Raw genomic sequence first — 12530 nt, 5'->3', positions numbered from 1 at the left:
AACAGAGTAGAAATATAATTATGTCGAATGTAAAAGCATATGTTCTTTTAATAACGTCAATTGGAAAAGAATTAGATGTAATAAGTGACTTGAAAAAAGTTAACGGAGTAAAAAATGCGACTCCAGTATACGGAGAGTATGATGCAGTAATAGAAATAGAAGCTCAATCGCTTGACGAACTTAACAAGATAATAAATCAAGTAAGAAAGAACTCCTCTATAATAAGAACAGTAACATTAATATCAATGTAGAATTCTACTTATGGAATATATTAAATATAAAACTATTACGTTTTTTTGGGACCCACCTATGTTCATAAAGCCCTCGGGACACGAGGACATAATCCCATAGGCCTACAAATTAATAAATTAACATAAGAGTATTTTAAGCGTTTTCTTCCCTTTTCAATTCTACTTCTTCATCTTCTACATCTTCAAGATCTTTTAGTTTCTTAACTAATTCAGAAACCATAGCATCTAATTGTGCAACTTTAGCTTCTAGAAATGCTATGCTCTCTTCATATTCACTATTACGAGTATTATCTTTATTATTTTCTTTCTCCTCGATTCCTTGTCTAATGTAGAATTTCACTAGATCAGTTATCTGTATTCCCATATCATCAGCTTTCTTTCTAAGCTCCTCATACATTGATTCTGGCAAAGATAAATGTATAGTAGGCACTGTACTTTCCTCTAAATAAAAATATATGAAAACTACTATATTAATCTTCCTCTTATAGTATTTCTCTTGAAATCCTAAGAGAGTCTTATCGCTCCAGAAAATACTTAAACCGTAGTACTAAGAATATATATATTAGATACGCGATGAGAGTTGTTACATTTAAAGCAGAAGAAGATCTATTAGAACTATTAGATAGATACGCAATAAGATACGGATTAAATAGAAGCGAAGCTATAAGAAAAGCTATAGAAACATTAGTAAAAGATGAAGTATCAAAGGATACTGTACCAGTAGCAAAAGTTGAAAAGATTAGACTCTAAAAAAGATAGTTTCTTTCTCTTCATTTTCATTAACTTCTTTTTTATACTCCTTAATTGAATAATTTTTTCCTTTTATTTCTTCCAAGAAATTTTCTATAGGATCTAATGGCATAAGTAAACCTTTTACCCAATAATGCATGGGAAAAACAATACTAGGTTTCAATTCTTTAATAATTTCTATAGCTTCCTTATAATCAATAGTAATTAAACCTCCCACTGGTATCATTAAAACGTCAGGATTTCCTAATTCTTTTAATAGTTTATCATTTATTTCTCCTATATCTCCTAAGTGGACTATAATTTTTCCATCTGGCTTTTCTATTTTATAAACTGCATTTTCTCCTCTTCTCTTTCCATTTTCTTTATCATGATAAGATTTATATCCAGTAATTTTATATCCTTGATAATTTATATATCCATAATATTTTAATTTTAAGTCATTATAACTGAAGAGTTGATACGCATTATGATCATAATGATCATGAGTAATAAGAACTAAATCGGCTTTTTGAATAGGAGGTTTTTCTAAACCTATACTTCCTCCATCATGTGGATCAATAACAATCTTATCATCTATTACAAACATTGAATGACCTAAATATTTTATCATAAAAATAATTCAATCTATGAATTCATAAGTTTAAGTGCTATATTTTTTGCATCTTCTGGTGATATTTTTTCTCCTGCATCAGCTTTTTTCTTAATTTCTGCTAGTACAATCTTTAATTTTTCAGTATCCAAATAAATACCTTGTTCTTCTAAAATTTTATTCAAACCATGAATCCCGCTATGCTTGCCTAATGCTAATCTTCTAAAATTACCTACTTCTTCTGGAGATAATGGCTCATACGTAGCTGGATTTTCTATAACTCCGTGAACATGTATTCCAGCTTCATGTCCAAATGCGTTTTCTCCTACTATAGCTTTAAAATATGGAATAGGAATTCCGCCTAGTTCTGATACTAGTCTACTAGTTTCATATAATAACCACGTTTTTATTCCTACTTCATATCCCATTAATTTTTTCAATACCATAACAACTTCTTCTAATGAAGCATTTCCTGCTCTTTCTCCAATTCCATTAACTGTTACATGAACTTGCCTAGCTCCAGCTGCAACACCTGCTATTGAATTTGCTGTAGCTAGACCAAAATCATTATGACAATGGACACTTACGATCTTATCTCCTGCTATACTAACGACTTTCTTAATCTTATCATAAAATGTAAATGGAGTCATAGTTCCTACTGTATCTGGTATGTTTATTCTATCAGCTCCAGCTTCGATCGCAGTCTTTACTGCCTTAATTAAAAATTCTTCATCAGTTCTTGTAGCATCTTCTGGGCTATATTCTACTATTAAGCCATGAGATTTTGCATATTTTACATTATCGTATATTCTTTCCAATACTTCTTCTCTTGTCATTTTTAGCTTATATTTCATGTGAATTTCTGATGTGGCTATAAATACATGAATACTTGATAGACCTGCTTCTATAACTTTGTCTATATCATACTTATTTGCCCTAGCTAAGCCTATTACTTCAGTTTGATCTCCTACTTCCTCTAAAATCTTTTTAGTCGCAATAAACTCTCCTTCTGATGATGCTGGAAATCCTGCTTCAATTACATCTACTCCTAACCTAGCTAATTGTTTTGCTATCTGTACTTTTTGCTCAATTGTAAAATCTATACCTGGAGCTTGTTCTCCATCTCTTAATGTGGTATCTAAAATTCTAACTTTTTTATTCGGTACAGAGAATACTCATCCCTTTTCCCATGAGTATAAATTGTTTATGTTTTATAAATTTTACTCTAGAATAGAATTGACTATGTTTTTGCCAATTTTTAGTTTTTCTCTCTTTATATTTGAAAGAGGTACATCTTGTGTGAGCCATGGTTTAGAAAACTTTCCAATATAATTTGAGTCGAAATCCATAGCATAAAGCTTAATTTTACTTGCATGAAAAAATTTTGCCAATACTACTGCTCTATCTCCATCAGTAAATCCACCAAATATTTTTAATCTCCCGAATGGCTTTACTTGAGATGTCCCTACAACTTTTTCCATTTCTTTTACTTTGTATAATTTACAAATATTATTACCATGTGCTAATACTACGTAAACGCTATTTCTAGGAAATACAGTAATTCCGTCTAAATCTGTTACTATTACGTCAGGAATTATTTTTTTTTAAATAAATAATTTGTTGCTCCATCTGCTGAAATTATAATATCAGCATCTATATCTTCTCTCTTCTCTATCTTAACTAAACTAGGGCCTGCTCCTATAACTGCAACTTTATTATTTTTAATTATATCTTCCAAAATAAATGTATAATCCTCTCTTATCATTTGATTTAATATAGCTGCTGACTTATAATCATCTATTTCAGAATATCTTAACCATTCACGAATTTTAGAGTAAAATGAAATCCATCTTAAAGTATCTTGAAGTATACCTCATCACCTTTTTGTTGTATTATTTGTATATTATATTTTTCTTCTATAGTTTTGAAGTATGGATTGTTATTGTTAATTTTAAATATTGCTTGTTTTTTTACATATTCTATAGCTTCAATAGGATCAAAACTGCACTCTGAAGAGTCTAAATCAAGGATGAAACTCATCAAATATATTCTGTACAATCTCAAATATTTTAGTTACTTTTTCTAAGAACGATCCAAGATCTTTATCCCTAGCTAAAACTGATGGAGATTTTAATGATGATTCGTCAAAATAATTTATTACATTAATATTTCTTTCAAGTTCTTGAATTTCTAAAATTAAAGATTTTGATTTTTCGTCAAGATCTCTTGTTTCAATCAAATATCCAAGAGATGATATAGGATCTCCTTCAATTAAATAGACTCCATATAATGCTAAAATAGCATTGCTTATATTACTTAAGCATTCATTTAATCTAATTAATGTATAATACTTATCTCCATCATCATAAGCTTCTCTAGCTTCTTTCAAATTTCTTAAACTTCTCAAAATAAATTCTGACGCTAATGAGCTCGTATTCATAGATCAATTACCTCTCCTTTCTTAACTTTTCCTAAGTCTATTAGTTTATCATGTTTATAATTGACTATTTTTATCTTATTTTCTTTAATTTCCTTTCTCTTTTCTTGGAGAAGATTTTGTGGATCGTATAGTATATATCCATTTAAAATCATATAAAGTACCTTTGGATTGTTATATGAAATTTCTATTGGGGAAATGATTATTCCGTTTATTTTAGGATATTTCCTATTTTCTAAAACATATTCTCTGAATTCTTTAGTATTTCTTAATCTATTAAAGAAAAAGTTAAATATTTCTCCCCTATTTATAAGGGAGATTTTCTCTACCCCATCTAAAATAATGAGTAAGTCTGACGAAGATAAGTCTGTCAGTAATAAAATTCCTTTTAATCGTTTATTGTACCAAAGTAAAATATCATTTGATAATAAGCCAATTAAATTGATCATTATTATGCTTTAATAACAGAAATACATAGATAAAGTTATGCAAATCACAAACAAGTATTTAAGCACTAGACCTTCGATGAAGCTTAAAATTTTGGACCTTGAAATACCATGTGATACTGAATGTTTAAAAAATACAGAATTCAAGGACTTATTAAATAATGAAACTTTTAAATCAGAGTTAGAAATAGTAGATAATCTTGAAAATTTAATTAATATAAAAATTGATGATTTGTTAGAAGAATTAAGATACAGATTCTCTAAATATAAAGTAAATTATGAAAACTTAGCATATGCATTATATAGGATGATAGAATACGGAGGTAATGTGATAATTGGAGAGAAGTTGTTATTCGAAGAAAGGATAATAGCATCAGATAATTACAGTAAAAACTATGAAATATCTAAAATGATTGATGAAGCAAAATTAGACGAGAATATAAAATCCATTTGCGACGAGATAAGATATTTAAGTGAGTCCTTATGGGAGCATTTTGATAAAAATTTGAGGCGAATAATAAATGAAAGCTAAAGTTGGAATTGAAGGATTTACAATAGATTCTGCTCACTATACTTTATCGTCTATAGGAGATTCACAAATTCACGGACATACTTATATTTTAAATGTAGAAATAGAAGGAAATATAAATGAAGAGAATGGATTCATACTAGATTTTAACTATATACGAGAGATAATTACAGAGATAGTAAAAGAATGGGACCATAAATTTATTGTACCTAAGAGAGATCTTGAAAAAATATCTATTTCTGGCCCATTTAGAAACGAAATAAAAGTAATAGATCATCCTTTTCCTACTGCTGAATATATAGGTTTAGAAATAGCAAAAGAAATCTATTCTAAACTTAATATGAAAGTTACTTTAAAAATATATGAAGGAAAAGACTCTTACGTTATCATAGAATATCCTTAAACTATAAAACGCAAACCTATATTATCTATTGGAATACATGACTCATTAATTTTTTTATGCGAAAAACAATAACTATTTTTTTCAAACCTAAAACACGAAATATCTTTACCATCTATCTGTAAGAAATCATTAATATTGAACTGCAATGCATTTTGATCTTTATTATTACATATATATCCTTGATATTCAATTCTAGAAACTATAATGTTATTCTTGAAAATAAATATTCCACCGAAAATACTAGGATAGCATAAAATAATATCATTACATTCACTAATTCTCATATTCTTTTTTAAAATATCTATAACTTCACCTTTGTCTGTAGTAGGCAAAACCGCAAATGCCAAAGTATATTCAGCATTTTTTTCATATATAATTTTAGGAATAGCTATCTTCATTCTTATGTAACCTCTTAAATAATGGCGAATCTTGAATATAGTTTTTATCTAAATTTAACGCTATTTCAGCTTTAGCTAATTCATAACCAATGTACAGTGCATGCTGAGTACTAACATTAACCCGCTTTATTAATTCCCTACCTAAAGATAGAGCTTCCTCTCCTTGTAGTACTATGTTTTCTTTGCCATAAAAAATCAAATCTATCTTTCCTTTATTTTTATCAGTAAGAATTTTTGCATAGCCCGAAGAATCCATTTCTGGTTCATTATGCTCAACTTCTATTACATTATCAAATTTTTCCATATTATTGAGTATTTTTTTATCTTTTAAAATTAAAAGATCTATTCCAATATCCTTAGGCACTCTACCTTGTTTTAATGCTATACTTACCATTTTGGAAGATTCCTTTAATTCCCATGAGCTCCATTTTGTTTTTCCTTTTTCCATAGTTAAAATACTAGATATTCCTAATTCTCCAGCAATAGAAGTTAATAGTGAGTTTATACTATGGCTATCTGCATCTATCAGTTCCGTAACGTTCAATCCACCCATGAGCATAGGAAAATCAGGTAATTGTTTTCTAATTTCATAGTAACTCAAAAGACTTTCCACCATACCCTGCAAAGGAGGTGAAAGTACAGGATCAAGAATAAGTTTTTCAAATCCTCTATCTCTTAATTTTTTTGCTAAACTTATTACAATTTCTGTCCTATTATTAGGATTAAATGGTGCTACAATAAACGATGCGTCTTTCTTAATTATATCTAATTTTTCATTATTTATCTCATTAATATTAAATACGAATTTTGCTCCGGAATTTACTCCTTCTATAAGCTCTTTAGGAGAATCAGAATCTATACCTACAATTACTCCTAAATCAACTATTTTTCTTATTCTCCTTCTAACCTCATTCACATCATCATGTCCTACTGGAAACCCAATAACATATACATCAACAAATTTTCTAGTTCTTTCAATTTCTTCTATTATTTTCTCATCGGAATATAAAGGATCTACCTCAAGAAATATTCTAAAAGGAGGAGGATATAAGGGAATTTTTATACCTTCTTCAAATGCAACCTTTTGTTCTTCCTCTATAGCATGGAGAATTTTATTTACTTCGATATTTTTCATATTACCCAAAATTCTATCTGCTGGATAAATACTGGATAATTTTATTCCTTTACTAATTGCCTCAATAACTAATGGAATATCCCATGCATTCTCAGAACCTTTTACAGTTTTTACGCCGTATTTGTCTTCTATAATTTTTGCATCTCCATAAACTAATCCAGGTAATATAATTACATCATAATCATGTAAATTATCATTTTTTAAGCTCTCAAGAATATATCTGACACTCATTAATGCTGCCACTGGATAATTTAAAACTTTAATTTCAATTGTATGATGTTTTATGTTTTTTATAGATTCTTTAACTATAGGATAAGCTAACTCACCAGTAATAAGTAAAACTTTCATTGCTTTCATTTAATATCAACATCATTAACCTTTAAATTCGCATTTATTTAATATATAACCATGAGTCTAATTCCTAAATCTTACAATGTATCTCCTAACGAAAAGTTTGACGTTATAATAATAGGAATAGGTCCAGCTGCTTACAGTGCAGCATTATATTCAGGAAGATATATGCTTAAAACTTTGGTAATCGGCGAAGAACCAGGTGGACAATTAACTGAAGCAGGAGAAGTAGACGATTATCTAGGTTTAATTGGAATACAAGCACAAGATATGATAAAAACGTTCAATGCCCATATAGAAAAATATAATGTACCAGTAATTTTAGATCACGTTGAAAGTTTTAGAAAAGAAGGAGAAGAATATATAGTAAAAACTAAAAGAAAAGGAGAATATAGAGCTAGCACAATAATAGTTGCAGTTGGCGTAAAGAGAAGAAAACTTAACGTCCCAGGAGAAAACGAATTTGCAGGAAGAGGAGTATCATATTGCTCTATATGTGATGCTCCATTATTCAAAAACAGAACAGTAATTGTAGTAGGTGGTGGAGATTCAGCCTTTGAAGGGGCAGAATTACTTTCAAGATATGCCACAAAAGTATACTTAGTACATAGAAGAGATGAATTTAAAGCCCAACCATATTATGTAAAACTAGTAAAAGAAAAACCAAATGTTGAATTCATCCTTAATTCTGCAGTTAAAGAAATCAAAGGAGAAAAAATAGTCAAAAGCGCCGTAATTCAAAATCTCAAAACAAACGAAATAAAAGAGATACCAGTTAATGGAGTATTTGTTGAAATTGGATTTGAACCACCAGCTGACTTTGCTAGAGCAAATAATATAGAAACGGATTCACATGGCTATATAAAAGTAGACGAATGGATGAGGACTAATTTACCTGGAGTTTATGCTGCAGGAGATTGTACTGGATTATGGCTTGGATTTAGACAAATAATAACTGCTACTGCCCAAGGTGCGGTTGCAGCACATTCCGCATATACTTATTTAAACGAAAAGAGAGGTAATAATTAAATTGCTAGATTTTTTAAATAAAGTAGGAGAAGAAGCTAGTAAATACCTATTTGAAATACATGATAAAAAAGGCATAGATGAAATACTAGGATATCATCAAGGAGATACTACAAGAAAAGCTGATAAATTATCAGAAGATTATATATTTGATCTTTTATCTCATTCTGGGTATTCATTTTCCTTCATTTCGGAAGAAAGTGAACCAAAAATAAAAGAAAACTCAGAATATATTGCAGTAATTGATCCATTAGATGGAAGTACTAATTATATCACTGGAATACCTTGGTCATCAGTTTCTATTGCGGTATTTAAGAAAAATAATGAAAGAAAAGAGTATGAACAATATGCAGGTGTAGTAGCTGAGGTCTTTGGGAAAAATATCTATTCATACGATCATACAGGATCATATATCAATAAGAAAAAGATAGAAAGAAAAAATCCAATAAATAATATTGTTCTTCCATATTATAATAAGACACAATTAGATATTGTGGGAAAAATTTTCTCAAAACTTACTAATTTTAAAATAAGAAACTTAGGTTCGTCTTCTTTAGACATGATTTTAGTATGTACGGGCAGAGCTTACTTATATTTTGACATTAGAGAAAAACTTAGAAATGTAGATATTGCTGCATCATCTGGTTTCTGTAGAGAATTAGGTATAGAACCTATAGATTTAAGGGGGAACAAGATAAAAATTAGCTTAAAGGAAGTTTCAGTAGTACCCGAAGTTATAGTAACTTCCGATGAAAAATTCTTGAAATCAATAAATGATTAATTTTTATTGTTCCCATCATTTTTTTCATGAGTTGATGGCTTAATTTTCTTTAATGCAAATTCTAAATCTTCCTTGGTTAATATCCTATTTTTATCTCCCTTTATTATATCCTTTAATACTCTTATTTTAGCTTCCCTTGCAATAGCTGCTAGATCTGCGCCAGTATATCCTTCAGTTTTTTCTGCTATTTCATTACAACCTACATTCTCGCAAACATCTTTTCCGAGATATTTATTTAATATGTCTAATCTTTCCTCTTTATTAGGTAATCCCATATGAACAATTATATCAAATCTTCCAGGACGTAACAATGCTGGATCTATGGTTCTTAATCTGTTAGTTGTACCTATTACTACAACTTCTTTCAAGTTCCTTATACCATCCATTTCTGTTAATAATTGATTAACTACCTTAGAAGAATCAGCATTATTCTTCTGTGATCTTTTAGACGCAATAGCATCTAACTCGTCTAACAATACAATTGAAGGTCTATTCTCTCTTGCTCTATTAAATACTTCTTTCAATATAGAGACTGCACCTTCATATCCTTTATACATTATTTCTGCAACGCTAACTGATATTAATTTAACATCTAAGGTTTTAGCTAACGCTTTAGCCATCATAGTCTTTCCCACTCCTGGTGGGCCATATAGCAATATTCCTCTGATTGGAGGAACTTTCATCTGTTGCATTAAACTCGAATATTTAAGCTGTAACTCTAAAAGTTCTTTTAATTCAGTTTTTACTTTATTATATCCACCTATATCATCTAGTGTTATCTTATCAGCAATTTCTGATTCTAAATCTTCTCCTTTACTAGATCTTCTTTCAAAATCTAATCTAAACTTTTCAAAATCTTCCAACATCTGTAATGTTATACTAGGTTTATATTTCTTTATAATATCTATAAAGTCTTGCATTGTAATTTTTATGTCCTTACCTGAAGACATAGCTTCTATAGCTGCTTTTCTAGCAACTTCTTGGCATATGTTGGCTAAATCTGCTCCACTATATCTTTCTGTCATATCAGCTATTTTATCAAAGTCTACATCTTCTGCTAATGGCTTTCCCATACAATGAATCTTTAATATCTCCTTTCTTGCTTCTTTATTAGGTGGACCCACATAAATTAATTTATCAAAACGTCCTGCTCTAAGCAAAGCTTTATCTAAAAGTTGTGGGACATTAGTCGAACCTACTACTATAACTCCATCATCACTTTGCAATCCATCTATTTCTGATAGCATTAAAGACAAGAGTCTAGGAGTTACTGAATCACCAGTATGACTTTCTCTTTTTGTTCCTATAGTATCTATTTCATCAAAGAAAAGTAAGCAAGGTGAATTCTTCCTAGCATTTGCAAATAATTCCCTAAGTCTAGCTTCGCTCTCTCCATACCATTTACTCATAATATCGCTTACATTGACATAAATGAAATTTAGTTTTGCATCTCCTGCTAATGCCCTCATCATTAGTGTTTTCCCACAACCTGGTGGGCCAAATAATAATATACCTTTAGGTGGTCTTAAGCCATATTTTGTTGCAAGTGTTTTATTCTTCATTGGAAATTCTACATAATCCATTATTTCTTTTTTTACGTCTTCATATCCTCCAATATCAGTCCAGCTTACTTTCTTTACTTCTTCTTCCTTCTTCTTATTTTTTAGCTGTATTTGATTAGCCTTGTCGCTAGTCATAAAGTTTGTAGTAAATCTTTTAAACAGTCCCATAAGTATGAAAGATAATGCAGAAAGAAATATAAAAAGTATGATGATCAATTCAACTTGTGTGATCATTACTATCAATAAACATATTGTCTAGCACGTATATAAGAATAGATTAATCTTCTTTTATTTTATTTTTCCACTTTTAAAATCTTCTATGATTTTATTAGCTGCGTTATAACCTGGTGCTCCAGTGACTCCTCCACCAGGATGTGTACCAGAACCACATAAGTATAAGCCTTGAATAGGTGTTGAATATTTATTTATTATTGATAATGGTCTAAACACGTAAAGCTGATCTGGCGTCATATCAACATGAAATATATTACCTTCTGTAATTCCAAACCTTCTCTCTATATCTAATGGTGTTATTACTTCATATTTTTCTAGTTTGAAATTAGGTGCAAATTCTCTGATTTTATCAAAAGTAATTTGAGCTATTTTTTCTTTCATTTCATCTAAATTTTTATTATAAGGTAAATATTGACCAAATATAGAAATAGAGAATTTTCCTGGAGGTGCTACAGTGGGATCTACTGATGATTGTATATTAATAGATAACCAAGGCTCTTTAGAATAACCAAAGGCTTTTGCATCAGAATAAGATTTCTCTATATATTCCATGTTTGGCATAATTAATTCTGAAGCTATATGTTCTGGTTGTAAGGACTTCCCATTACCGAAATCTGGAAGTTCAGTTGAATATCCTACAATCTTAAAAGATACTCCTAATGTTTTAAGTAATTTTACTCCTTTTATAATTCTATCATCAATTTCTGCATTCCTTAATAATTTTAGAAATGTAGTTTTAGGATCTGCATTAGATACTACTACTTTCGCATCTATTTCTTTACCATTAGACAATTTTATTCCTTTTACTTTATTATTCTTAACTATAATTTCATCCACTGGAGAAGATTCATAAATATCTACACCTAAGGCTTCGGCTGATTTTTTTAACGCTTGCGTAACACCACCCATACCCCCTTCAACATATCCCCATGCTCCTTTTATTCCATTTACTTCTCCAATAACATGATGTGCCATAACGTAGGCCGTACCTGGCATTGAAGGAGATGCAAAAGTTCCTACAACGGCATCTTCTATTAATGCAGATTTTACTTCGTCTGATTCAAAAAACTCATCTAATAAAGATTTTCCATCTGTTACGAATGTCCTTGCAATAGACAGAGCAACGTCCTCGTCTATATTTGCTGTTTTTATTATTTTTGTTAGGTTGTCTAATTCGTTCAGACTTATGGGTGGAGTTAACATTAAAAAGTCTGCTAATTCATAAAGAGGATCCCAGAATTTTACCCATTTTTCGTATGCTTTAGCATCATTTTTTGAGAATTTTTCTATCTCTTTTTGAGTTTTCTCTATATCAGACCATATGTAAAGTTTCTTACCATTTTCTAATGGTAAAAATAAACCTGGATCTTTAGTATATACTTTTAATCCATATTTTTTTAGTTTTAAATCTTCTATTATTTTAGGTCTAAACAAGCTTAATACATAAGCTCCAGTAGATACTTTAATACCAGGCCATAACTCTTCAGTTACTGATGCTCCTCCTACTATTTGCCTTCTTTCAAATACTGCTACTTTTAGCCCATTCATTGCTAGGTAATTAGCTGTTACTAGCCCGTTATGTCCTCCTCCTACGATTATTGCGTCATAAGTCATTACTTCTTTCTATTATAGAACCAA

16 protein-coding genes and 1 pseudogene are annotated in these 12530 nt (G+C 29.9%); 6 read left to right on the top strand and 11 right to left on the bottom strand.

The window, feature by feature from the left end:
- The first annotated feature begins 20 nt into the window (after positions 1 to 20).
- Positions 21 to 251, top strand: a complete 231-nt coding sequence (locus tag B6F84_RS03115; RefSeq protein WP_148690877.1) for an Lrp/AsnC ligand binding domain-containing protein — start codon at positions 21 to 23, stop codon at positions 249 to 251.
- A 133-nt stretch (positions 252 to 384) separates the two neighbouring features.
- On the opposite strand, the gene B6F84_RS03110 is transcribed toward B6F84_RS03115, so the two are convergent.
- Complete coding sequence (locus tag B6F84_RS03110) at positions 385 to 681, bottom strand: hypothetical protein (protein ID WP_148690876.1); 297 nt, start codon at positions 679 to 681, stop codon at positions 385 to 387.
- A gap of 143 nt (positions 682 to 824) precedes the next feature.
- Between B6F84_RS03110 and B6F84_RS03105 the strand changes: the two genes are divergently transcribed.
- The gene (locus B6F84_RS03105; protein ID WP_148690875.1) at positions 825 to 1001 is read left to right on the top strand and encodes an aCcr1 family cell cycle regulator; all 177 of its coding nucleotides are present in this window, start codon (positions 825 to 827) and stop codon (positions 999 to 1001) included.
- Here the strand turns inward: B6F84_RS03105 and B6F84_RS03100 are convergent.
- The 6 genes and pseudogenes from B6F84_RS03100 to B6F84_RS03075 form a co-directional block, all read right to left on the bottom strand.
- The gene (locus B6F84_RS03100) at positions 991 to 1611 is read right to left on the bottom strand and encodes an MBL fold metallo-hydrolase (RefSeq protein WP_148690874.1); all 621 of its coding nucleotides are present in this window, start codon (positions 1609 to 1611) and stop codon (positions 991 to 993) included. The genes B6F84_RS03105 and B6F84_RS03100 overlap by 11 nt on opposite strands.
- A gap of 14 nt (positions 1612 to 1625) precedes the next feature.
- Entirely contained in the window at positions 1626 to 2735 is a 1110-nt protein-coding gene (locus B6F84_RS03095) for an isopropylmalate synthase (protein WP_148690873.1), read from the bottom strand.
- Between the two features lie 75 nt (positions 2736 to 2810).
- Positions 2811 to 3436, bottom strand: a pseudogene (locus B6F84_RS03090) (6-hydroxymethylpterin diphosphokinase MptE-like protein).
- A 5-nt stretch (positions 3437 to 3441) separates the two neighbouring features.
- Positions 3442 to 3630, bottom strand: a complete 189-nt coding sequence (locus B6F84_RS03085) for a hypothetical protein (RefSeq protein WP_148690872.1) — start codon at positions 3628 to 3630, stop codon at positions 3442 to 3444.
- Positions 3614 to 4030: a hypothetical protein gene (locus tag B6F84_RS03080; RefSeq protein ID WP_148690871.1), complete on the bottom strand. Its 417-nt coding sequence runs from the start codon at positions 4028 to 4030 to the stop codon at positions 3614 to 3616. The genes B6F84_RS03085 and B6F84_RS03080 overlap by 17 nt, the downstream gene beginning before the upstream one ends.
- Positions 4027 to 4476 carry a hypothetical protein gene (locus B6F84_RS03075; RefSeq protein WP_236749028.1) on the bottom strand — a complete coding sequence of 150 codons (450 nt, stop codon included), beginning with the start codon at positions 4474 to 4476 and terminating at the stop codon, positions 4027 to 4029. The genes B6F84_RS03080 and B6F84_RS03075 overlap by 4 nt, the downstream gene beginning before the upstream one ends.
- A 37-nt stretch (positions 4477 to 4513) precedes the next feature.
- On the opposite strand from B6F84_RS03075, the gene B6F84_RS03070 reads away from it, so the two are divergent.
- Entirely contained in the window at positions 4514 to 5005 is a 492-nt protein-coding gene (locus B6F84_RS03070; RefSeq protein ID WP_148690870.1) for a hypothetical protein, read from the top strand.
- The gene (locus B6F84_RS03065) at positions 4995 to 5405 is read left to right on the top strand and encodes a 6-pyruvoyl trahydropterin synthase family protein (RefSeq protein ID WP_148690869.1); all 411 of its coding nucleotides are present in this window, start codon (positions 4995 to 4997) and stop codon (positions 5403 to 5405) included. The genes B6F84_RS03070 and B6F84_RS03065 overlap by 11 nt, the downstream gene beginning before the upstream one ends.
- Here B6F84_RS03065 and B6F84_RS03060 read toward each other — a convergent pair.
- Both B6F84_RS03060 and B6F84_RS03055 read right to left on the bottom strand, forming a co-directional pair.
- The gene (locus tag B6F84_RS03060; protein WP_148690868.1) at positions 5402 to 5803 is read right to left on the bottom strand and encodes a hypothetical protein; all 402 of its coding nucleotides are present in this window, start codon (positions 5801 to 5803) and stop codon (positions 5402 to 5404) included. The genes B6F84_RS03065 and B6F84_RS03060 overlap by 4 nt on opposite strands.
- Positions 5784 to 7286, bottom strand: coding sequence for a dihydropteroate synthase-like protein (locus B6F84_RS03055; RefSeq protein WP_148690867.1), 1503 nt, complete (start codon positions 7284 to 7286; stop codon positions 5784 to 5786). The genes B6F84_RS03060 and B6F84_RS03055 overlap by 20 nt, the downstream gene beginning before the upstream one ends.
- Before the next feature lie 60 nt (positions 7287 to 7346).
- Between B6F84_RS03055 and trxB the strand changes: the two genes are divergently transcribed.
- Both trxB and B6F84_RS03045 read left to right on the top strand, forming a co-directional pair.
- Complete coding sequence (trxB, locus tag B6F84_RS03050) at positions 7347 to 8318, top strand: thioredoxin-disulfide reductase (protein ID WP_148690866.1); 972 nt, start codon at positions 7347 to 7349, stop codon at positions 8316 to 8318.
- A gap of 1 nt (position 8319) precedes the next feature.
- Entirely contained in the window at positions 8320 to 9096 is a 777-nt protein-coding gene (locus tag B6F84_RS03045) for an inositol monophosphatase family protein (protein WP_148690865.1), read from the top strand.
- Here B6F84_RS03045 and B6F84_RS03040 read toward each other — a convergent pair.
- Together B6F84_RS03040 and B6F84_RS03035 are read right to left on the bottom strand one after the other, a co-directional pair.
- Positions 9093 to 10892, bottom strand: coding sequence for an AAA family ATPase (locus B6F84_RS03040; protein WP_148692817.1), 1800 nt, complete (start codon positions 10890 to 10892; stop codon positions 9093 to 9095). The two genes, B6F84_RS03045 and B6F84_RS03040, sit on opposite strands and share 4 nt — an antisense overlap.
- Positions 10893 to 10946: 54 nt before the next feature.
- Positions 10947 to 12506 carry a phytoene desaturase family protein gene (locus B6F84_RS03035; RefSeq protein ID WP_148690864.1) on the bottom strand — a complete coding sequence of 520 codons (1560 nt, stop codon included), beginning with the start codon at positions 12504 to 12506 and terminating at the stop codon, positions 10947 to 10949.
- Positions 12507 to 12530: the final 24 nt, after the last annotated feature.

The sequence above is a fragment of the Acidianus manzaensis genome (genome assembly GCF_002116695.1).
GTDB lineage: Archaea > Thermoproteota > Thermoprotei_A > Sulfolobales > Sulfolobaceae > Acidianus > Acidianus manzaensis.
Note: the sequence above shows the minus strand (reverse complement) of the source record. Positions and strands in the feature narration are given on the sequence as shown.